The sequence below is a fragment of the Burkholderia sp. AU16482 genome (assembly GCF_002223285.1).
In the GTDB taxonomy this organism is placed as follows: Bacteria; Pseudomonadota; Gammaproteobacteria; order Burkholderiales; family Burkholderiaceae; genus Burkholderia; species Burkholderia semiarida.
Genome location: NZ_NKEY01000001.1, coordinates 124867 through 146645 on the forward strand (window position 1 = coordinate 124867; position 21779 = coordinate 146645).

Here is a 21779-nt window from a genome sequence, read left to right on the forward strand (position 1 = left end):
ATATGCGGAGCTTTGCGTGGTTTTTCGCGAATTGAATCCGATTTATCTTCTGTCGCTCTGATGGCGCATCCGCGCCGGCTTTTCGAGGAGCGATGATGGATCACCCGGTTTCAACTGCTTCAGCGCTGGCCGCGCGCCGCAGGGCATGGGTGCTGGCCGCCGTCTGCATGGCCGCCGTCGCGCTGCCGCTGTCGTTTTCCGGCGGCGCGGTCGCGACGCCGGCGATCGGCCGCGACCTGCACGGCAGCCCGGTCGCGATGAACTGGATCACCAACGCGTTCATGCTCGCGTTCGGCAGCTTCCTGATGGCGTCGGGCGCGCTGGCCGACCAGTTCGGCCGCAAGCGCCTGTTCGCGATCGGCGTCGGCGGCTTCACGCTGATGTCGGTCGCGCTCGCGTTCGCGCCGTCGATGCTCGCCGTTGATTTGCTGCGCGCTGCGCAAGGGCTCGCGGCGGCGGCGGCGCTGGCCGGCGGCACGGCCGCGCTCGCGCAGGAATTCGACGGCGCGGCGCGCACGCGTGCGTTCAGCCTGCTCGGCACGACCTTCGGGATCGGGCTCGCGTTCGGGCCCGTGCTCGCCGGCGGGCTGATCGGGCATTACGGCTGGCGCGCGATCTTCGTGACGAGCGCGGTGGCCGGCGTGCTGTCGCTCGCGTTCGGGCTGCCGCGCATGCACGAGTCGCGCGACCCGCACGCGACGGGGCTCGACTGGCCCGGCACGGCCGCATTCACGGCCGCGCTGACGCTGTTCACGTTCGGCGTGATCGAAGCGCCCGCGCGCGGCTGGTCGAGCCCGCTCGTGATCGCGTTGCTGGCCGGCGCGGCGCTCGGCGCGTGCGCGTTCGTGACGATCGAGACGCGCGTCGCGCGGCCGATGCTCGACCTGTCGCTGTTTCGCATCGCGCGCTTCGTCGGCGTGCAGGTTCTGCCGGTGTCGACCTGCTGCTGCTACATCGTGCTGCTCGTCGTGCTGCCGCTGCGCTTCATCGGCATCGACGGCTTCAGCGAGATCGACGCCGGCTGGCTGATGCTCGCGATCTCCGCGCCGATGCTCTTCGTGCCGCTCGTCGCGGCGACGCTCACGCGCTGGCTGTCGGCCGGCGTGATCTCGGGGCTCGGGCTGCTGGTCGCGGCGGGCGGGCTCGTGTGGCTCGGCATCGCGCTGCGCGGCGGCGCGGGGCCGGCGGCGATCGCGCCGATGCTCGCGATCGGCGTCGGCGCCGGCATGCCGTGGGGGCTGATGGACGGGCTGTCGGTGAGCGTCGTGCCGAAGGAGCGCGCGGGGATGGCGACGGGCATTTTCAGCACGACGCGCGTGGCCGGCGAGGGGATTGCGCTGGCGATCGTCGGCGCGGCGCTGGCCGCGCTCGCGCAAACGGGCCTCGCGCAGGCGGCAGGAGCTGTCGGCGCGCCGGACGCGACGCTGCGCGCCGCCGCGCGGCTTGCGACCGGCGATCTCGCGGGCGCGGCTGCCGCGTTGCCGGGTGTCGGCCGTGCGGCGTTGATCGCGAGCTACGCGCACGCGTTCGACCGGCTGCTGATCGGGCTGGCCGTCGTCACGGTGCTGTGCGCGGTGGTGGTGTTCGGGTTCCTCGGTGGGCGGCCGGTTGCCGACGAAGCGGGCGACGATGCGGACGGCCGCGCGCATGCCGAGGCGTCGGCGCGCGGCCGCGTCGCGCCGGCCGGTGCGGAGACGCATGGGCGTTGAGCGTTGCAGCGCGGTGATTCGGCGGGTCGGCCCATCGGCCCATCGGCGTATCAGCACATCAGCACATCAGCACATCAGCACATCAGCACATCAGCACATCAGCACATCGGTCGACGCAGCCCGCATGGTCCTCCGTCGGCGGGCGCGTCACCCGCCGCGCATCACGCCAGCACGAGCGGCGGCAAGTCCGCATCCGTTCGCGCCTGCGCGCATTCCACGTCGATCACCACACACCGCAGCGCATCCGGCCACAGGTCCGCGTGGCGTCGCGCATCCTCGTCGAGCGTCGCGCGGCCCTGCACGAGCCACGTCGTCTGGCGCACGAAATCGACGAACAGCAACGCGATGGCCGGATTCACCAGCAGGTTGCCGATCGTGTTGAGCAGGTTGTTGCCCGCGAAGTCGGGCAGCACCAGCGTGCGGCGGTCCGGGATATCGACGAGCGGCGTGAACGAACCGTCGGCGCGCGGCTGGCGGCCGCGATACGAACAGTCGCCGTTGCCGGCCGCGTCGGCGGTCGCGACGATCAGGAAAGCCTGCTCGCGGATGAACGCGATGGCGTCGTCGGTCAGGGGGCCGCGATCGTTCATGGTGTCGGTCGGCGCGTGCGCCGTGGCGTGTGGATCCGCAATAAGCACGCAAGCGACATGCCACGCGACGCGGCGTTCTCCGCGTGCAGCGCGCAGCCGCGCACTGTGGAAATTCCGAACACCGGCCGCAGCGCTGCGCAACCGCGGTGTTCAGAATCGGTACACCCGTCGTGTTGCGTGCGTGAACACCGCACGGTGCGCACGCGCGCCGGCCGCGATCGACATGCTCCCGTTCCGTTTGGCACGCATGTTGCGTAAACGGGATCAGCGCATTCCAACCGGCGCTGTACTCACACAAGCACGATGAACAGGAGACATGTATGAACCCGTTTGACCTGAAACAACTGGGCCTCGACGTCGAATACCCGTACCGCCAGCAATACGACAACTACATCGGCGGCAAGTGGGTGGCGCCCGTGAAGGGCGAGTATTTCGAGAACGTGTCGCCGATCAACGGCCAGCCGTTCTGCCGCGTGCCGCGCTCCGGCGCCGACGACATCGAGCTGGCGCTCGACGCCGCGCATGCCGCGCGCCGCAAGTGGGGCAAGACGTCGGTTGCCGAGCGCGCGAACCTGCTGCTCGCCGCCGCCGACCGGATGGAAAAGAACCTGAAGCTGCTGGCCGTGGCCGAGACGATCGACAACGGCAAGCCGCTGCGCGAGACGATGGCGGCCGACCTGCCGCTCGCGATCGACCACTTCCGCTACTTCGCGGGCTGCATCCGCGCGCAGGAAGGCGGCATCTCCGAAATCGACGACAACACCGTCGCGTACCACTTCCACGAGCCGCTCGGCGTGGTCGGCCAGATCATCCCGTGGAATTTCCCGCTGCTGATGGCCGCGTGGAAACTCGCGCCCGCGCTCGCGGCCGGCTGCTGCGTGGTGATGAAGCCGGCCGAGCAGACGCCCGCGTCGGTGCTCGTGCTGATGGAACTGATCGGCGACCTGTTCCCGGCCGGCGCGATCAACATCGTGAACGGCTTCGGCAAGGAAGCGGGCGAAGCGCTCGCGACCAGCAAGCGGATCGCGAAGATCGCGTTCACGGGCTCGACGCCGGTCGGCAAGCACGTGCTGCGCGCGGCGGCCGAAAGCCTGATCCCGTCGACGGTCGAACTGGGCGGCAAGAGCCCGAACATCTTCTTCGCCGACGTGCTCGACCAGGACGACGCGTTCCTCGACAAGGCGCTCGAAGGGCTCGCGATGTTCGCGCTGAACCAGGGCGAAGTGTGCACGTGCCCGTCGCGGATCCTGATCCAGGAATCGATCTACGACCGCTTCATCGAGAAGGCCGTCGCGCGCGTCGAGCGCATCAAGGCCGGCCACCCGCTCGACATGCAGACGATGATCGGCGCGCAGGCGTCGCAGCAGCAGCTCGACAAGATCCTGTCGTACATCGACATCGGCCGCGGCGAAGGCGCGCAATGCCTGACGGGCGGCGAGCGCACGGCGCCGGCCGCCGAACTCGGCACGGGCTACTACGTGAAGCCGACGATGCTGCTCGGCAACAACAAGATGCGCGTGTTCCAGGAAGAGATCTTCGGGCCGGTCGCGTCGGTGATGACGTTCAAGGACGAGCAGGAAGCGATCGAGCTCGCGAACGACACGTTCTACGGGCTCGGCGCGGGCGTGTGGACCCGCAACGGCACGCGTGCGTACCGCATGGGCCGGGAGATCGAGGCCGGCCGCGTGTGGACCAACTGCTATCACCTGTATCCCGCGCATGCGGCGTTCGGCGGCTACAAGCAGTCGGGCATCGGCCGCGAGACGCACAAGATGGCGCTGTCGAACTATCAGCAGACGAAGTGCCTGCTGGTCAGCTATCAGGCCGAGGCGCTCGGGTTCTTCTGATCGCCGAAGCCGTGGCGACGTGTCGTGGCCGGTCGGGCCCGGCACGTCGCCCGGTTCGATTTCCTTGTTCGACAGTCGGCGCCGGCTGCGTTTCCCTGCACGGCCGGCGCCGGCAACGCCGCCGGCTGCCGCCTGTTCGCGGCGGCACGGTGCGCCGATGCATGCAACCGCTCCCAGCATGGCAGAACCGCCCCGATCCTTTCCGCGTCACCCGGTATTCCATCCGGGCGAACTCGACGCGCAGCACCGCTTCGGCGTCGCCGACGAAGCCGAGCGGATGAGCGACGCCGTGACCACGCGGCTGAGCGTCGGCGTGCGGCAGTTCGTCGAATCGCAGCCGTTCATGTTCGTCGGCATGGCATCGGGCGCCGGTGCGCCGATGACCTGCGACATCGTGCAGAGCCGGCGCGACGCGAACGGCGATCTGCTGCCGGTGGTGCGCGTCATCGACACGAAGACGCTGCGCTTCGCGCTGCCGGCCGCGCATGACGGCGACGGCGCCCGGATCGACGCGGCCGCCTGCGACGGCCGCGGCGTCGGATTGCTGTTCGTCGATTTCGTGCGCGGCCTGCGCTACCGGATCAACGGTCGCGCCACGCTGCGCGCGGATCTGCCGGAAGCGGACGCGGCGCCGTGGGCGGCCGGCAGCGCGATCGTCGAACTGGCGATCGCGCAGGCATACGGCAATTGCGGCACGCGGGTCGTGCGGCTGAGGCCGGCTCCGTAGCACGCCCCGTAGCCGGCCCGGTACCCGGCCTGCGTATGGCGGCGCGCATGCGCGGTGGCCGCGCGGAGCGCACCGGCGGCGTGCGCGGCATGCCGCGTTCGGGTGCGCCCGCATGGCGCCCATCGGCCGGACAGCGTGCAATGGCGGATGGTTCGCCGGGCCGTGCGGTTCGGCACGGGACTTGCGTGATACGCAGGGTTCCGCGCAGGTGAGGGAGGACACGATGAATCGACATGTGGCGTGTACGGAGGAGCCGACCGCCGAAGACACGCGGCGCAGCGCGCAGGGCGACGACGCGTTCGCCGGGCAGGCCGTCGTTAGCGTCGCGCACGATGCGGACGAGCAGGCGCGCAACCTGATCGGCTGGCGGCAGACCTACGACCAGCTCGCGGCCGGCCGCTTCGTCGGCACGCTGACCGAGCTGCCGCTCGACACGATGAAGCTGTTCCGCGAATCGACCAGCCACCTGCTGCGCCAGGCCTGCGAAGTGCGCGGCGATGCGTACTGGTTCGGCATCCCGCTCGTGTGCGACGGCTCGGCGCGCGTCGATGCGTGCCGCATCGGCCCCGGCGCGCTCGCGTTCCGGCCCGGCAACGTCGAATTCGAACTGGTGACGCCCGCGCAGTTCTCGATCTACGGCGTCGTCGTGCGCGGCGACGTGCTGCGCCGCTATGCGGAGGAAGTCGAGCACCGTGCGCTCGACGAGCGGCTGTTCACGCAGCGCGTGATGCAGGTCGGCGACGCGCGGCTCGCGCGCCTGTGCGCGCTGCTCGGCCGCCGGCTCGACGGCGCGGTGGCGATGGCCGGCCCGCTGCCCGATGCGCAGCGCGACGACCTGCAGGCCGAAGTGCTGGCCGCGCTGTTCGATGCGTGCGCGCAACCGGCCGACGGCGGCAGCGGCGCCGCGCCGTCGACGCGCCGCTGGATCGTCGACCAGGCGCGCGACTACGTGCTCGCGCACCGCACGCGGCCGGTGGGCGTGCCCGAGCTGTGCGAACAGTTGCACGTGAGCCGGCGCACGCTGCAGTACTGCTTCCAGGACGTGCTCGGGATGGCGCCCGCGACCTACCTGCGCACGCTGCGGCTGAACGGCGCGCGGCGCGACCTGTGCGGGCGCGCGGCCGGCTCGGTGCAGGACGTCGCGGAGGCGTGGGGTTTCTGGCATCTGAGCCAGTTCGCGACCGATTACCGGCGCCTGTTCGGCAAACGGCCATCGGAGACGCTGCGCGATCGCGCGTGACGCGTTCGGCGCGGTGAGCCGGGCGGCGCTCGCGGCGGTGGGGGTGCCGTGCGCGCGCTGTTGCCGGTTCGATCGTTCCGCTCGCCGCCGCGCCGGCTTCGCTCAGGCGGCCGGTGCGAGCCTGGCGGGATCAGCCGGGCAGCCGAAGCGGCGCCCGTGCCGGCGCAGTGCGTGTGCCGCTGCCGATTCGATCGCCACGCTCGCCGACGCGCCCACTTCGCTCAGGTGGCCGCTGCCGCCGCGTCGCGCGGCGCGGGCCACGCCAGCGCGTCCCAGTCGATTGCACGGTAAGCGGCGTCGACCGCCGCCAGATCGTCCGGCTGTTCGCTGCGATGCAGCCCGTGCAATTCGGCCGGCACGTCGAGCGTGACCGGCACGCAATGCGGATAGTCGCGCACGCGCAGCGCCGGCCCGATCGTCGTGAAGCACGCGAGCGTCGGCACGTCGAAACCGTCGGCGAGATGCAGCGCCGCCGTGTCCGGCGCGAACAGCAGGCTCGCGCCCTTGATCCACGCGATGAAGCGCGCGGTGTCGGTCGCGTGGCGGCTCACGTCCACGTAAGCCGGATGCGCGATCGGGCCGAAGCCGACCACCGGCAACCCGTAACGTTGCGCGAGCCGTTCCACGAACGCGACGCGCAACGCACGCGGCACGCTGCGCACCGCGGTGCTCGCATTCGGGCAGAACAGCACGTAAGGCCGCCGCCACTCGGCCGGCAGCGCAGGCAGCGGCAGCCGCGCGAGCCAGCGGTTGCGTTTCGCGGCGGCCGGCACGGCGGCCGGATCGACGCCGAGCGCGTCGAGGAAGAAGTCGATCATCGGCAGCCGCGCGAATGCGGGCCAGTACAGGTGATTGCCGACGTCGATGCGGTGCGCGTCGGCGGGCAGCGCGTCGGCGGGGCACGGCAGCGCGCGTGACGGCGCGACGACGTCGGCCGCGAGCGCATACAGCGCCTCGACATAGCGCGGCGCGCGCGCGGGCCGGTACAGCGTGAAGCGCAGGCCCTGATGGGCCGCACGCAGCGCGGCGACGGCCGTCAGCCCGATCACCGAATCGCCGAGCGCGACGCCCATCCCGTTGATCACGTGCACGTGCCGCGCGTCGCCGTAATCGAGCCGGAACGGCCGGTGCGCGGCGTGCAGCAGGCCGAGTGAGGATGCGGCAGGCACGTAGCCGTTGGCGCGCTCGTCGCCATGCTCGAGATCGTACGGCGCGACGAGCGTGCCGTCGGGCGAGAGCAGCGTGCCGGGGCAGGCCAGTGCGTCGTCGTGCGACAGCACGGCGGCGGGCGGTGCGGCGTGCATGTCCATCGCCGTCATGCGCCGCGCGCGCGGCGGCCTTGCTCGCGGATTTGCTCAAGCGTCGCGGCCGGCGTGCTCGCGTCCTGCGGGATGCGGATCTCGATCACCGCGGGCAGCCCGCACGTCAATGCGCGTTCGAGCGCGGGCGCGAAATCGGCGGTGCGCTCGACCGTCTCGCCATGCGCGCCGAACGCACGCGCATAGGCCGCGAAATCCGGGTTCGTGAGCCCGGTGCCGTGCACGCGGCCCGGGTAGTTGCGCTCCTGATGCATGCGGATCGTGCCGAAATGGCCGTTGTTGACGACGATCGCGACGATGTTCAGCCCGTATTGCATCGCGGTCGCGAGCTCGTTGCCGGCCATCATGAAGCAGCCGTCGCCGGCGAGCGCGACGACGGCGCGCTGCGGATACAGCGACTTCGCGGCGAGCGCGGCCGGCAGCCCGTAGCCCATCGCGCCGCTCGTCGGCGCGAGCTGCGAACGGAAGTGCCGGTACGCGAAGTGGCGATGCAGCCAGATCGCATAGTTGCCCGCGCCGTTGGTCAGGATCGCGTCGTGCGGCAGGCGCTCGCGCAACTGCACCATCACGTCGCCGAGCTGCACGTCGCCGGGCATCGGCAGCGGCGCATGCCATTCGCGGTATGCGCGGTGCGCGTCGGCGGCCGTACCGGCCCACGCGGGCCGCTCGGGCGGTTCGAGCGCGGCCAGCGGCGCGGCGATCTCCGGCATGCCCGACACGATCGGCAGGTCGGCGGCGTACACGCGGCCGAGTTCGTCCGCGCCCTGGTGCACGTGGACCAGCGTCTGGCGTGTCTTCGGGATGTCGAGCAGCGTGTAGCCGCCGGTCGTCGCTTCGCCGAGGCGCGGCCCGATCACGAGCAGCAGGTCGGCGTCGCGGATGCGTTTCGCGAGCGCCGGGTTGATTCCGAGCCCGACGTCGCCCGCGTAGTTCGGGTGCGCGTTGTCGATCGTGTCCTGGAAGCGAAATGCGCACGCGACCGGCAATTGCCAGCGTTCGACGAAGGTGCGCAGGTTCGCGCAGGCGTCCGGCGTCCAGCCGCTGCCGCCGACGATCGCGAACGGCCGTTCCGCGCGCGCGAGCCGCTCGCGCAACTCGTCGATCTGCGCGGCCGACGGCGCGGCCGCGATGCGTTTCGCGGCCGGCACGACGGGCTGCGGCGCGCACGCGTCGGACAGCACGTCCTCCGGCAGCGCGAGCACGACCGGGCCGGGCCGGCCGGACGTCGCGACGTGGAACGCGTGGCTCAGGTATTCGGGAATGCGGCGCGGATCGTCGATCTGCGCGACCCATTTCGCCATCTGGCCGAACATCCGGCGGTAGTCGATTTCCTGGAAGGCTTCGCGGTCGAGGTGCTCGCGTGCGCACTGGCCGACGAACAGGATCATCGGCGTCGAATCCTGGAAGGCGGTGTGCACGCCGATCGACGCATGGGTCGCGCCGGGCCCGCGCGTGACGAATGCGATGCCGGGGCGGCCGGTCAGCTTGCCGACCGCTTCGGCCATGTTCGCGGCGGCCGCCTCGTGGCGGCAGACGACCGTCTGGATGCGGGCGGTGTCGTCCGCCAGCGCATCGAGCACGGCGAGGAAGCTCTCGCCCGGCACGCAGAACACGCGTTCGACGTGATTGGCGAGCAACGCATCGACGAGCAAGCGCGCACCGGTGGTGGCGCGCGGCTCGAGATCCTTGGAATGCGACATGGGCTGCCGTCTCCCTGGGTAGCGGGACGTACAGCTTACGCCGGTTGGCGGCGCGCCGGTACGGCGGACGATGAAAAGTGTCGGAACGCTGGGCGGTTCGGCGAGCGCGCACCGGCTTCGGTTGGCCGACTGGCCAGCTTGTGCAGACTGGCGCGACGGCGGAAAGTGAGTGCTATGGATGGCGGGCTGACGCTTGTCTCGATCTGGTGCGGGCATCCCAAATAACAATAAATTGGGATGCCACTCAATAGTAAAATTTCAGCGAATGCGTGGAGAAAGGGGGGGGGCGAGAATCGCCATGACGACCGAAACGATTGATCAAAAGACGCTGACGGAGCTGGTCGCAGCCGGCGCGGTGCGTGCGGCCCGCGTGGTCGGTTGCGGCAACGGTTGGGCGTTCTCGGCCCGGTGCGGCGCACACGAACGTTTCCTGTCGGCCAAGCGCGGCGACGTGCGGGTGTTTCGCCGTTTTGAAACGCTGGTCGGCTTTCTGCGCGATATCGGTATCAGCCGATTCGATGTGGACGCGTCGGCATTCGACCCGGATGCGGCCGGCCGGGCGACCCGGCCCGATCGCGCGGCGGCGCTGAAGGCGGCACACGAGGCGGCGGCCCACGATCGCTGGTTTCGCGAGCAGGTGCAGCAGGCGCTGGACGACCCGCGTGCGTCGATTCCGGACGCCGAAGTCAGCGCCGACTTCGCGTCGCGACGTGCGGCGCTGCGTGACCGGCTTGCCGGCAAGCGCGGGGATGCTTCTTGACCCTTGCGTTGCACTGGAATCCGAAGGCGCACGAGGATCGCGCCGCGATCATGGACACCATCGCCGAGGACGACCCGCTGGCCGCCCTCGAGCTCGACGAACTGCTGGAAGAAAGGGCGGCGGCGTTACCGGCCCATGCCGAGTTGTATCGGCGAGGGCGGGTGGCCGGCACGCGTGAGCTGGTGGTCGCGCCGAACGATGTGCTCGTGTATCGCATCCGGCCGGCCGAGGGCATCGTGGAGATCCTCCGCGTGCTGCATGCGCGACGGCAATGGCCGTGACGCGCGTATTCACTGCCGGCTCGTCAGCCGAAGGAACACCTGTTATGTACACACATGGATTTACATCTCGGCCCGCATCGGATAATGTACATACAATGTACATCCGGGCGGAGATCGACATGCATACCACGAGGGTATTCAGAAACGGCAACTCGCAGGCCGTGCGTATTCCTGCGGACCTTGCCTATGAACGCAGCGATATCGAGCTGGAAATCGAGCGGGTCGGTGACGAAATCCGCATTCGGCCGATGCGGCGGCCTTTGACGCACGTACTCGAGAAGTTCGCGAAATTCGGGCCGGACTTCATGACCGAAGGGCGTGGCGACCATGAACAGGCCGAACGCGAGGGCTTGTGATGCCGCGCTTCATGCTCGACACCAACATGTGCATCTATCTGATGAAAAATCAGCCGGAGCAGGTCGCGAGACGATTTGCGCAGTGCTACACGGGCGACGTCGTCATGTCGGCGGTCACTTATGCGGAGCTCGAGTACGGCGTGACCGCATGCACGGGCCCTGCCCGCGAGCGCCGCAACCTCGCGGCGTTGATCGAGGATATTCCCGTCGCGCCTTTCGACGCGCCGGCCGCGCAAGCGTATGGTCCGATCCGCGAGGCCACCCGCGAACGGAAGAAGGATCACCTCGACAAATTGATCGCCGCGCATGCGGTATCGCTCGATGTCGTCCTGGTGACCAACAACGAGCGGGATTTCGTCAGCTATCCGGGATTGCGCGTGGAGAACTGGCTGAACGATTAGTGCCGGGTGTCGAGCCCGGCGGCAATACGTCGGCCGACCGGCCTCGCATTGCCGCCGGGTCCCGCATCAGCACTCGACGATATTCACCGCCAGCCCGCCGCGCGACGTTTCCTTGTACTTGGTCTTCATGTCGGCGCCCGTCTCGCGCATCGTCTTGATCACCGAGTCGAGCGACACGTAGTGCGAGCCGTCGCCGCGCAGCGCCATGCGCGCCGCGTTGACGGCCTTCACCGACGCCATCGCGTTGCGCTCGATGCACGGGATCTGCACCATCCCGCCGACCGGGTCGCAGGTCAGGCCGAGGTTGTGCTCCATCCCGATCTCGGCCGCGTTCTCGACCTGCTGGGGCGTGCCGCCGAGCACGGCCGCGAGCGCGCCGGCCGCCATCGAGCACGCAACGCCCACTTCGCCCTGGCAGCCGACTTCCGCGCCCGAGATCGATGCGTTGAGCTTGTACAGGATGCCGATCGCGGCGGCCGTCAGCAGGAAGTCGATCACGCCCTGTTCGTTCGCGCCGGGCGTGAAGCGCGTGTAGTAGTGGAGCACGGCCGGGATGATGCCTGCCGCGCCGTTGGTCGGCGCGGTGACGACGCGGCCGCCGGCCGCGTTTTCCTCGTTGACCGCGATCGCGTACAGGTTGATCCAGTCGATCATCGACAGCGGATCCTGCAGCGCGCGTTCGGGGCTGCCCGTCAGCGTGCGGTACAACTGCGGCGCGCGGCGCTTGACCTGGAACGGGCCGGGCAGGTTGCCGTCGGCGTCCGGGTTGCCGATCCCGCACCCGCGCGACACGCACGACTGCATCACGGCCCAGATCTTCAGCAGCCCGTCGCGCGTTTCTTCCTCTGTGTGCCACGCGCGCTCGTTCTCCCACATCAGTTGCGCGATCGACTTGCCGGTCGACGCGGTCAGCGCGAGCAGCTCCGCGCCGGTGCGGAACGGGTGCGTCATCTGCTCGGCCGCGCTCAGCACCTTCGTGTTCGGCGCGCCGGCCGTCACGACGAAGCCGCCGCCGACCGACAGGTACGTGCGCTCGACCAGCACCGCGCCGTTCGCGTCGCTCGCGCGCAGCTTCATCCCGTTCGGATGTTCGGGCAGCGCCTGGCGGTAGAACGCGATGTGCTCCTTCAGCACGAACGGCACCGGGTGCGTGCCGAGCAGCGCGAGTTGCTTCGTCTTGCGGACGTCTTCGAGCCGCGCGTCGATCGTGTCGGGATCGACGGTGTCGGGCGCGTCGCCGAGCAGGCCGAGCATCACGCCGCGGTCGGTGCCGTGGCCCTTGCCGGTGGCGCCGAGCGAGCCGTACAGCTCGACCTTCACGTGAGCCGTCGCGTCGAGCAGCCCGTCGCGCTCGAGGCCCTGGACGAACATCAGCGCGGCGCGCATCGGCCCGACCGTGTGCGAACTGGACGGACCGATGCCGATCTTGAAGAGGTCAAACACGCTGACTGCCATTTCGATACCTGCCTTGCTGTAAGAATGGTGCTAGCGCGCCTGCAATGGCAGGCACGCGGCGAGCCATGCGGGCGGCGTTGGGGAAAGCTGCTGCGCGACGCGGGCATAGCGCCCGTCGAGCCGCACGGCCAGATGAAAGAGTTCGGTGGCGTTTTTCGGGTCCCACTGCCCCGTATAACCCGGCAAGCCGGCCTCGCGGCGCTTCGCATCGAATGGCACCGGCGAATTCACGAATTCCTCGTGCGTCTTTTCGCCGAGCGCGTACGGCACGAGCCAGTCGAGCGCGGCCGCGAGCGTCGCGCCGTTCGCGCCGCGCTCGCGCAGCCAGTTGCGGTTGAAGCGGCGCGCGGCGAGCGCGGCCGTCACCAGCGGCTGGAGATCGTAGACCGCGTAATGCAGCGCATCGCGTTCCTCGAAATCCCAGGTCTTGCCGTCCGGGCCGATGTTGTCGGCGAGATGCTCGACGAACAGCCGCTGCGCGGCGTTCATCATCTTGCGGTCGCCGAGCGTGAACGCGGACAACGCGATCAGCTTGATCCGGTGGCTCTGCCAGTTGTTGCGCCAGGTGCCGGTGAGCGGGCGTTTCTGCGCGTCGACCTGCGCGACGTAGCCGGCGCCGAGCTTCGCGATGAACGCGGCCGTCGCGTTGCGCGTTTTCACCGGCAGCGCGCTCGCGGTCATGTCGTACGCGACGATCAGGCTGTCGAAGCGCGTCTCGTCGATCGGGTTGAAGCTCGGCTGGTAGGTCGAGACCCACGCGGACAGGAAGCGGTCGACGAGCTGCAGATAGCGCGGCGCGTTCGTCACGCGCCACGCGAGCGCCGCGTCGCGCATCAGGTCCATGTCCTTGAGCGCGGCTTCACTCTGGTCGTGGATGCCTTCATGCGGCAGCGTGCCCTCGGTATGCACACGCGCCATCGCCTTCGGCTGCTCGCCGATGCGTGCGTCGACGCTGCGGATCAGCGCCTGCACGCCCGGCTCGGCCTGCGTCGTCTCGCTTGCCTGCAGTGCGGGCGCCGCGCAGAAATTCATCGCCGCGCGCGCACTGCCGCACACGCCGAGGCCGGCGGCGGCCAGCGACAGCGATGCGACGAGCATCGGCACGTAGCGGCCAGCGCGCACGCGCGGCCGCCGCGCGGTTGCGCCATGGCCCGGAAACATCGGACGCACCATGCGGAACTCCTTCATTGGCTGGATCGCGTGTGATGTTAGCCGGATTGGCGCGCAAGCGTGAAACGGTTGGCCGGGCGGCGAACGTAAAAACCGCACGCAACCGGTGGCTGCGTGCGGGGTGGTCACGGTCGGACGCTCCGGTGCGAGACGTGCGTTATGCGTAGTCCGACATCGGCACGCACGAGCAGAACAGGTTGCGGTCGCCATAGGCGTTGTCCGCGCGGCCGACCGGCGGCCAGTACTTGTTCGTGCCGAGCGACGCGACCGGGTACGCGGCCTGCTCGCGCGAGTACGCGTGCGGCCATTCGTTCGCGGTGACGACGGCCGCCGTGTGCGGCGCGTGACGCAGCGGGTTGTCCTCGCGATCGGCGCGGCCTTCCTCGACCGCGCGGATTTCCTCGCGGATCGCGATCATCGCGGCGATGAAGCGGTCGAGTTCTTCCTGCGATTCCGATTCGGTCGGCTCGACCATCAGCGTGCCCGGCACCGGGAAGCTCATCGTCGGCGCGTGGAAGCCGTAATCCATCAGGCGCTTCGCGACGTCGTCGACGGTGATGCCGCTCGTTTCCTTGATCGGACGCAGGTCGAGAATGCACTCGTGCGCGACCAGCCCGCCCGGGCCCGAATACAGCACCGGGTAATGCGGCGCGAGGCGCTTCGCGATGTAGTTCGCGTTGAGGATCGCAGTTTCGGTCGCGGCGGTCAGGTTCTTCGCGCCCATCATCGCGATGTACATCCACGAGATCGGCAGGATCGACGCCGAGCCGTACGGCGCGGCCGACACCGCGCCGATGCCGTCTTCCGCGCGGGCGTAGCCGGTCGAGCGCTGGTTCGGCAGGAACTTCGCGAGGTGCGCGCCGACCGCCACCGGGCCGACGCCCGGGCCGCCGCCGCCGTGCGGGATGCAGAAGGTCTTGTGCAGGTTCAGGTGCGACACGTCGCCGCCGAACTGGCCGGGCGCGGTCAGGCCGACCATCGCGTTCATGTTCGCGCCGTCGACGTACACCTGGCCGCCGTGCGCGTGGACGATCTCGCAGATCTCGCGCACGTTCTGCTCGAACACGCCGTGCGTCGACGGATACGTGATCATGATCGCCGCGAGGTTCGCCGAATGCTGCTCGGCCTTCGCCTTCAGGTCGTCGATGTCGACGTTGCCCTGCGCGTCGCACGCGACGACCACGACCTTCATGCCGGCCATGTGCGCGGACGCCGGGTTCGTGCCGTGCGCGGACGCCGGGATCAGGCACACGTCGCGATGGCCTTCGCCGCGCGACGCGTGGTACGCGTGGATGATCAGCAGGCCCGCGTACTCGCCCTGCGAGCCCGCGTTCGGTTGCAGCGACACGGCCGCGTAGCCGGTGGCCGCGACGAGCATCTGTTCGAGCTGGTCGATCATCTCGCGGTAGCCGACGGTCTGCTCGGCCGGCGCGAACGGATGGATGCCGCCGAACTCGGGCCACGTGACGGGCAGCATTTCCGACGTCGCGTTCAGCTTCATCGTGCACGAGCCGAGCGGGATCATCGAGCGGTCGAGCGCGAGATCCTTGTCCGACAGGCTGCGCAGGTAGCGCAGCATTTCGGTTTCGGAATGGTGGCGGTTGAACACCGGGTGCGTCAGGTACGCGCTCGTGCGCTCGAGGCCGGCCGGCAGCGCGGCGATGCCGGCGAGACCCGCGTCCAGCGCGTCGACGGCCGGCGCGGTGCCGCCCGCGGCCTGCGCGAACACGTCGAGAAGATCGGCGAGGTCGTCGCGCGTCGTCGTTTCGTCGACCGACACGCCGACTTGCGTGTCGCTCACGCGGCGCAGGTTGATGCGCCTGGCTTTCGCGAATTCGTGGATCTGCGCGGTGCGCGCGCCGGTGTCGATCGTCAGCGTGTCGAAGAACGTGTCGTTGACGGTCGCGAAGCCGAGCTGCTTCACGCCGGCGGCGAGCAGCGCCGCGATGCGGTTCACGCGCAGCGCGATCGTTTTCAGGCCGTGCGGGCCGTGGTAGACCGCGTACATGCTGGCCATGATCGCGAGCAGCGCCTGCGCGGTACACACGTTCGACGTCGCCTTCTCGCGGCGGATGTGCTGTTCGCGCGTCTGCAGCGCGAGACGCAGCGCGGGCTTGCCCTGCGCGTCGACCGTCACGCCGACGAGGCGGCCCGGCATCTGCCGCTTGAATTCGTCGCGTACGGCCATGTAAGCGGCGTGCGGGCCGCCGAAGCCCATCGGCACGCCGAAGCGCTGCGTGTTGCCGATCGCGACGTCCGCGCCCCATTCGCCGGGCGGCGTCAGCACCGTCAGCGCGAGCAGGTCGGCCGCGACGACCACGTGGCCGCCGGCCGCGTGGATCGCTTCGGTGAGCGCGCGGTAGTCGCGCACGTCGCCGTTCACGCCCGGGTACTGCAGCAGCACGCCGAACGCGTTCGCCTGCGCGGCGTCGGCGGCCGGGCCCGTCTTGACCTCGATGCCGATCGGCAGCGCGCGCGTGCGGATCACTTCGAGCGTTTGCGGCAGCACGTCGTCGGCGACGTAGAACACGTTCGACTTCGGCTTGCCGGTGCGCTGCAGCAGCGTCATCGCTTCGGCCGCGGCGGTGGCTTCGTCGAGCAGCGATGCGTTCGAGATCGCGAGGCCCGCGAGATCGGCCACCATCTGCTGGAAGTTCAGGAGCGCCTCGAGGCGGCCCTGGGAAATTTCGGGCTGGTACGGCGTGTAGGCCGTGTACCACGCCGGGTTTTCGAGCACGTTGCGCAGGATCACGGCCGGCGTGTGCGTGTCGTGGTAGCCCTGGCCGATATACGAGCGGAACACCTGGTTCTTGTCCGCGAGCGCACGCAGCGCGGCGAGCGCTTCGGCCTCGCTCTTCGGCTGCGCGAACGGGCCGAGCGGCAGCGTGTCGGCGCGGCGGATCGACGCCGGGATCACGGCGTCGATCAGCGCGGCGCGCGACGCGAAGCCGAGCGTGTCGAGCATGGCCTGCTGGCTGGCGGCATCGGGGCCGATGTGGCGTTCGGCGAACGCGTCGTGCGTTTCGAGCGCGGCGAGCGAGAGGGGCGTGCGGTTCATCAGACGGTCCGGGTGTTCGAGCTTCATGGCGTGACTCTGGTCCCGCGCGCGCCGAGGCCGGCGCCGCGCGGTTCGGGTAGGGAAATTAGTCGATCAGCTTGCTGTAGGCGTCGGCGTCGATCAGCTTGTCGGTCGATGCGCCGGCCGCGAGCTTGATCTTGAAGAGCCACACGCCGTACGCGTCGCCGTTCACTTCTTCGGGCGCATCGGTGGCGGCTTCGTTGACGGCGACGATCTCGCCGGACACCGGCGAGTAGATGTCGGATGCCGCCTTCACCGATTCGACGACGCCGACGGCGTCGCCCGCGCTCACCGACTTGCCGACTTCGGGCAGCTCGAGGAAGACGATGTCGCCGAGCGTGCTCTGCGCGTGATCGGTGATGCCGACCGTCAGCGTGCCGTCCGCCTCGGTGCGGATCCACTCGTGTTCGTCGGTGTACTTCAGATCGGCCGGGACGTTGCTCATCGGATGCTCCTGGATAAAAGGGTTTGTTCGTTCTGCTGGCGCGCCGCCATGGTGCGCCGGATGGGGTTGCGCCGGGCGCCATCTCCCGGCTTGCCGGGAGGCGGCCTGCCGGGCCGCTTCTCGGTCGTTACGCAGCGAGGACCTTGCCGTTGCGCACGAACGGCAGTTTTACCACGCGTGCGGGAAGATGCTTGTCTCGAATTTGCACCTGGACGGTGTCGCCGATCTGGACGGCTGCCGGCACGCGCGCGAACGCGATCGATTCCTGCATCGACGGCGAGAACGTGCCGCTCGTGATCTCGCCTTCGCCATGCGGCGTGACGACCTTCTGATGCGCGCGCAGCACGCCGCCCGCCTTGCCGTTTTCCTTCTGCAGGATCAGGCCGACGAACGCGGCGCGCGTGCCGTTGGCTTCCAGGGCGGCGCGGCCGACGAAGTCGCGCGGCGCGGTGAGGTCGACCGTCCACGCGAGGCCCGCGTCGAGCGGGGACACGGTGTCGTCCATGTCCTGGCCGTACAGGTTCATGCCGGCCTCGAGGCGCAGCGTGTCGCGCGCGCCGAGCCCGCACGGGCGCACGCCGTTTTGCTGCAGCGCATGCCACAGCGCCTCGACGTGCACGGCCGGGACGATCACTTCGAAGCCGTCTTCGCCGGTGTAGCCGGTGCGGGCGACGGTGAGATCGCCGAACGGCGTGCCGGCGACCTGCGCGGCGTTGAACGGCTTGAGCTCGCTGGTGGCGGCGCGGGCGGCGGGCACCGTCGCCCAGACCTTTTCACGGGCGTTCGGACCCTGGACGGCGATGATCGCGAAATCGCGGCGCGGCGCGATCGTCAGGCCGTAGCCGCCTTGCTCGTTCAGCTGGTTGAACCACGCGATGTCCTTCTCGGCGGTGCCGGCGTTGACGACCACGCGGAAGAATTCTTCGGTGAAGTAATAGACGATCAGATCGTCGATGACGCCGCCCTGCGGGTTGAGCAGGCACGAGTAGAGCGCCTTGCCGGGCGTCTTGAGCTTGCCGACGTTGTTCGCGATCGCATGCTCGAAGAACGCGCGCACGCGGCTGCCGGTGAAATCGACGACGCACATGTGCGACACGTCGAACATGCCGGCGTCGGTGCGCACGGCCGCGTGTTCTTCGATCTGCGAGCCGTAGTTGACGGGCATGTCCCAGCCGCCGAAGTCGACCATGCGGGCGTTGAGCGCGCGGTGCGCGGCGTTGAGCGGGGTGTGATTCAGTGCAGTCATCGAGGCCTCAGGCAAGGCGCTTGCGCGCGGATCAGAACGGCCATGTGCCGACCGCCCCAGCCGATGGCCTCGAGCGATCCGGTACATGCCCCTCTGTCCTCGATACCTGAGAGATTGCGCTGCGGGCCAGGCCCGGCGAACGCGCGCCCCTTCGGTGGGCAGCTTGCCCGCGCAGCCGATGCGCTGCGGGCTACTGCCGCTCTCCAGAGTGCGGGGAGCGTATGGCCCGCGCAGTGCGCGGACGCGATTCCCCGACGCGGTCGGTCCTTTTGCCTGAGAGTTTGCGGGTGTGCCCCTTCGGCGGCGCAACCGGTGTCGGAACACCCGGTCACACGCTCTCCCGACGCGTGCGGGCGACTGTACGCGAGCGGGGGGGCGTTGTCAATTTGAGCAAAAGAATGTCGCTTCGCGACAAGCGGCGGCAACGGGCGCCGCCGCTTTTCTTCGCTCCGGCAGGCGCCGGCGCGTTATTCGCCGATCGCGCGCGCGGCCGTGTCGAGTTCCTGGTTCAGCACGCGCTGCTCGTCGCCGGACAGGCCGCCGTTGTGCTGGGCCGACATGTCGTTCGCTTCCTGGCGGATCACGTCGAGGCGGTGGTGAAGCTGCGCGCCGTAAGGCGGCGGATAGTAGCCGCCGTTCACGCGCGCGTCGATGCGCCGATGCAGGTTGTCGATCCGGCCCTGGACCTCCTGCATGCGGTCGTTCGCGACGACCTGCGGATTCGGTCGCGGCGGCGGAGGCGCCTGCCGGGCCGGCCGCTGCGGCTGAACAATACATGCCGCGAGCGAGGAAACCAGGACGCAGCATGCCGCTGCGCGAATCAACCGTTGCATCACATTCTCCTGACGGATAGGTGTCGAATCGACTTTTTGAGAAACGCGTCAGACCGGACGACCGCTGACTTTCGTTCCCGCACCATTTGTAACGGAATGTTCCGGCCGTGCCGGTGGGGCGGGCGGCGGCAGACGGCAGCGCCGCCGCCGGCGCGTGGCGGCGTGGCGCGATGGGCGGCCGGGCCGGTGCCGCCCCGGCCGGCGCCCGTCAGACGATGCGGCGCACGAACGGCAGCCGGCGGCCGTCGTGTTCGCTCTGCGCGGCGAGCTCGATGATCGTCATCACGTCGACCGCGTCCTGCGCGGTGACGGGGAAGGGTGCGCCGTCGCGGATCGACGCGGCGAGCGCGCGGTAGAACTCTGCGTACTGGCCGTCGAGCGTCGGCACCGGACGCTCGACCTCGACCTCGCCGTCGAGCACGCGCAGCAGGCCGGGCGGATTGCCGCCGCCGAATTCGACGTCGTCCGCGGTGAGGCCGGCCTTGAGCTGGTCTTCCTGCGTGTCGAGCCCGAATTTCTGATAGCTGCCGCGCGTGCCGTGCAGCGTGAAGCGCGCGGGCTCGATCGCCGACAGCGCGCTCGCATGGAGCGCGACGTCCTTGTCCGGATAGCCGAGCAGCAGGTGCACGAAATCGGGCGCCGTGCCGTTGTCGCGGCGCGTCTTGACGGTGGCGCTCACCGTTTCCGGCGTGCCGAACAGCGCGAGCGCCTGATCGATCAGGTGCGGGCCGAGATCGAGCAGCAGGCCGCCGCCGCGGGCCGGCTCCTCGCGCCAGCGCGTGCGCGGCGTCGGCCGGAAGCGGTCGAAGTGCGATGCGAAGTAGGTGAGGCGGCCGAGCTCGCCCGATTCGACGATGCGGCGCACGGTGAGGAAATCGCCGTCCCAGCGGCGGTTGTGGAACGGCGCGAACAGCCGGCTGCGCGCGTTCGCGAGCCGCGCGAGCGCGAGCGCCTCGTCGGCGGTGAGCGTCACGGGCTTGTCGACGACCACGTGGCGGCCGGCTTCTAGCACCTGGCGCGCGAGCGTGAAGTGGGTGTCGTTCGGCGTGGCGATCACCACGCATTCGATGTCGTCGAGGCCGAGCAGCGCGTCGAGGTCGGGGACGATGCGCGCGCCCGGATACGCGGCGTGCGCGCGATCGGGCTGACCCGTCGCGATCGCCGCGACTTCAGTGCGGCCGCTCGTGGCGATCACGGGCGCGTGAAACGTCGCGCCGGCGAAACCGAAACCCATCAAACCAATCCTGAGCAATGACGACATGGCAATTCCTGGCTGCGAAGGAAACTAAAGGATGGCGCGCCGGAGCGGCGCGAAGACGACCGGCTATTTTGGCATGGCGGCGCCGCTTGCACAGACGTGTCGGGCGAAACGCGCGAGGCGGAGCGGCGCTTGCGCAAGGAATGCCGGCGTTTTGCGCGGGACGGGGCGCAGTGCGGTACGGTTGACCGGGTCGTGGCTGCCCGCTTCCGCTCCCAGCTCCCAGCTCCCAGCTCCCAGCTCCCAGCTCCAGCTCCGGGCTCCGGGCTCCGGGCTCCGGGCTCCGGGCTCCGGGCTCGGCGCGGCTCGGCGCTCCGAGCCGCCAGCGGCCCCAGCGCGTGCCACATCATCCGCCCACCCGTTGGCGCACGGCGGCCGCGACCTGCGCGGCCCACACCGCGCACGCGGATGCGCCGGGATGGAAGCCGTCGGCGGCCATCAGATGGCGTTCGAGCGGCAGGTCGACCCGCAGGAACGTGCAGTGCGGCTGCGCGCCGGCCCAAGCCGCGAGCGCCGCGTTGAGCCGCTTCGCGCGCCGCCCGAGATACCACGCGAGCGGCTGCGGCAGCGCCGGGAAGCGCTCCATCGGCGGCACCGCCGACAGGATCGCGTGCCCGACCTGGAAGCGCGTGCCGAGCAGCTGGACCAGCTCGGCCTGCTGCGCGACCCAGCGTGCGGGCGGCACGCCGCCCGTCACGTCGTTGACGCCGAGCGACGTGACCGCCACGTGGAACGGCTCGGCCGGTTCGGTGGCGAGCCAGTCGACCAGCTCCCGCGTGGTCAGGCCGGTGCGCGCGAGCAGTTTCCAGCTCACGCGGTGCGTGGCCGCCAGCGCGTTCGCCAGTTGCCCGGCGAGCGCATCGTGCTGCGTCGCGACGCCGACGCCCGCAGCGGCCGAATCGCCGACCACCAGCACGCGCAGCGGCGGGCCGTCGCCCGCCACGCCGCTGCGCGGGCCGGCCGCCTCGGGCAGCCGCGGCGTGACGCGGCGCACGTAGCGCCCCTGTGCGAACAGCAGCGGGCCGAGGGCGGCGGTGGCGAACGGGTATCCCATGAGGTCGATCCGGTGAGGGTTCAAGTGAGTCGAAGCGGCGTGGCGCGAGGTGGCGCCGGAGGAGGGCCTATTGTGTCCGATCACGGCGCCGACAGGGCCCGATTGGCCGAGCGGCCAGCCACGACCACGCCGAACGGGCAGGGGGCGCCCGCCCGGCAAGCCCGCGCGCCCCCCGTCCGGCGGTGCGCCCGAAATACACGCCGCCGACGTGTTAACATGCGCGTCCTGCCTGCGTGTCCGCCTGCTTCGCCAGCCTGCCGCGCACGGCATCCTCCCGGCGTTCCGCCGTCAACCAGCAACACCATCCGC

General features: G+C 69.9%; 19 protein-coding genes and 2 riboswitches. Of the genes, 8 read left to right on the forward strand and 11 right to left on the reverse strand.

Going from position 1 to position 21779, the window contains the following annotated elements:
- Nucleotides 1-95: 95 nt before the first annotated feature.
- The gene (locus CFB35_RS00605; RefSeq protein ID WP_089464438.1) at nt 96-1709 is read left to right on the forward strand and encodes an MFS transporter; all 1614 of its coding nucleotides are present in this window, start codon (nt 96-98) and stop codon (nt 1707-1709) included.
- A 161-nt stretch (nt 1710-1870) separates the two neighbouring features.
- Here CFB35_RS00605 and CFB35_RS00610 read toward each other — a convergent pair whose 3' ends face one another.
- Nucleotides 1871-2299: a pyridoxamine 5'-phosphate oxidase family protein gene (locus tag CFB35_RS00610; RefSeq protein WP_089464439.1), complete on the reverse strand. Its 429-nt coding sequence runs from the start codon at nt 2297-2299 to the stop codon at nt 1871-1873.
- Between the two features lie 320 nt (nt 2300-2619).
- Here CFB35_RS00610 and CFB35_RS00615 point away from each other — a divergent pair, with 320 nt between their 5' ends.
- The 3 genes from CFB35_RS00615 (at nt 2620) to CFB35_RS00625 (ending at nt 6113) form a co-directional block, all read left to right on the forward strand.
- The gene (locus CFB35_RS00615) at nt 2620-4146 is read left to right on the forward strand and encodes an aldehyde dehydrogenase family protein (protein ID WP_059580582.1); all 1527 of its coding nucleotides are present in this window, start codon (nt 2620-2622) and stop codon (nt 4144-4146) included.
- A 178-nt stretch (nt 4147-4324) separates the two neighbouring features.
- Nucleotides 4325-4873, forward strand: a complete 549-nt coding sequence (locus CFB35_RS00620; protein ID WP_089464440.1) for a hypothetical protein — start codon at nt 4325-4327, stop codon at nt 4871-4873.
- A gap of 223 nt (nt 4874-5096) precedes the next feature.
- Entirely contained in the window at nt 5097-6113 is a 1017-nt protein-coding gene (locus tag CFB35_RS00625; protein WP_059638453.1) for a helix-turn-helix domain-containing protein, read from the forward strand.
- A 221-nt stretch (nt 6114-6334) separates the two neighbouring features.
- On the opposite strand, the gene CFB35_RS00630 is transcribed toward CFB35_RS00625, so the two are convergent.
- Together CFB35_RS00630 and CFB35_RS00635 are read right to left on the reverse strand one after the other, a co-directional pair.
- Nucleotides 6335-7432: an ADP-heptose--LPS heptosyltransferase gene (locus tag CFB35_RS00630; RefSeq protein WP_089464441.1), complete on the reverse strand. Its 1098-nt coding sequence runs from the start codon at nt 7430-7432 to the stop codon at nt 6335-6337.
- Complete coding sequence (locus CFB35_RS00635; protein ID WP_089464442.1) at nt 7429-9132, reverse strand: thiamine pyrophosphate-binding protein; 1704 nt, start codon at nt 9130-9132, stop codon at nt 7429-7431. Before CFB35_RS00635 ends, CFB35_RS00630 begins: the two co-directional genes overlap by 4 nt.
- Before the next feature lie 298 nt (nt 9133-9430).
- Here CFB35_RS00635 and CFB35_RS00640 point away from each other — a divergent pair, with 298 nt between their 5' ends.
- The 4 genes from CFB35_RS00640 (at nt 9431) to CFB35_RS00655 (ending at nt 10930) form a co-directional block, all read left to right on the forward strand.
- Entirely contained in the window at nt 9431-9892 is a 462-nt protein-coding gene (locus tag CFB35_RS00640; RefSeq protein ID WP_059580590.1) for a hypothetical protein, read from the forward strand.
- The gene (locus CFB35_RS00645) at nt 9889-10173 is read left to right on the forward strand and encodes a type II toxin-antitoxin system RelE/ParE family toxin (protein WP_089464443.1); all 285 of its coding nucleotides are present in this window, start codon (nt 9889-9891) and stop codon (nt 10171-10173) included. Before CFB35_RS00640 ends, CFB35_RS00645 begins: the two co-directional genes overlap by 4 nt.
- A gap of 119 nt (nt 10174-10292) precedes the next feature.
- Nucleotides 10293-10529, forward strand: a complete 237-nt coding sequence (vapB, locus tag CFB35_RS00650; RefSeq protein ID WP_059638580.1) for a type II toxin-antitoxin system VapB family antitoxin — start codon at nt 10293-10295, stop codon at nt 10527-10529.
- The gene (locus CFB35_RS00655) at nt 10529-10930 is read left to right on the forward strand and encodes a type II toxin-antitoxin system VapC family toxin (RefSeq protein WP_089464444.1); all 402 of its coding nucleotides are present in this window, start codon (nt 10529-10531) and stop codon (nt 10928-10930) included. Before vapB ends, CFB35_RS00655 begins: the two co-directional genes overlap by 1 nt.
- A gap of 66 nt (nt 10931-10996) precedes the next feature.
- Here the strand turns inward: CFB35_RS00655 and CFB35_RS00660 are convergent, their stop codons facing one another.
- The 8 genes from CFB35_RS00660 to CFB35_RS00695 all read right to left on the reverse strand — a co-directional run bounded on the left by CFB35_RS00660 (nt 10997) and on the right by CFB35_RS00695 (nt 21470).
- A complete protein-coding gene (locus CFB35_RS00660) occupies nt 10997-12385 on the reverse strand; it encodes an L-serine ammonia-lyase (RefSeq protein ID WP_059638442.1) in 1389 nt (462 codons plus the stop codon).
- Between the two features lie 30 nt (nt 12386-12415).
- Nucleotides 12416-13558 (reverse strand): alginate lyase family protein, encoded by a 1143-nt coding sequence (locus tag CFB35_RS00665; protein WP_059638578.1) that lies wholly within the window; start codon nt 13556-13558, stop codon nt 12416-12418.
- A gap of 154 nt (nt 13559-13712) precedes the next feature.
- On the reverse strand, nt 13713-16640 hold the full coding sequence (gene gcvP / locus CFB35_RS00670) for an aminomethyl-transferring glycine dehydrogenase (protein ID WP_089464445.1): 2928 nt from the start codon (nt 16638-16640) through the stop codon (nt 13713-13715).
- Nucleotides 16641-16698: 58 nt separating this feature from the next.
- A complete protein-coding gene (gene gcvH / locus CFB35_RS00675; RefSeq protein ID WP_060008850.1) occupies nt 16699-17079 on the reverse strand; it encodes a glycine cleavage system protein GcvH in 381 nt (126 codons plus the stop codon).
- A gap of 127 nt (nt 17080-17206) precedes the next feature.
- Nucleotides 17207-18325 (reverse strand): glycine cleavage system aminomethyltransferase GcvT, encoded by a 1119-nt coding sequence (gene gcvT / locus CFB35_RS00680; RefSeq protein WP_089464446.1) that lies wholly within the window; start codon nt 18323-18325, stop codon nt 17207-17209.
- Between the two features lie 83 nt (nt 18326-18408).
- Nucleotides 18409-18542, reverse strand: a riboswitch (glycine riboswitch).
- A 33-nt stretch (nt 18543-18575) separates the two neighbouring features.
- A riboswitch (glycine riboswitch) is annotated at nt 18576-18678 on the reverse strand.
- Nucleotides 18679-18792: 114 nt separating this feature from the next.
- The gene (locus CFB35_RS00685; RefSeq protein WP_027811833.1) at nt 18793-19158 is read right to left on the reverse strand and encodes a hypothetical protein; all 366 of its coding nucleotides are present in this window, start codon (nt 19156-19158) and stop codon (nt 18793-18795) included.
- A 208-nt stretch (nt 19159-19366) separates the two neighbouring features.
- Nucleotides 19367-20419, reverse strand: coding sequence for an oxidoreductase (locus CFB35_RS00690; protein ID WP_059580610.1), 1053 nt, complete (start codon nt 20417-20419; stop codon nt 19367-19369).
- Between the two features lie 343 nt (nt 20420-20762).
- The gene (locus tag CFB35_RS00695) at nt 20763-21470 is read right to left on the reverse strand and encodes an SGNH/GDSL hydrolase family protein (RefSeq protein ID WP_089464447.1); all 708 of its coding nucleotides are present in this window, start codon (nt 21468-21470) and stop codon (nt 20763-20765) included.
- Between the last annotated feature and the right edge of the window lie 309 nt (nt 21471-21779).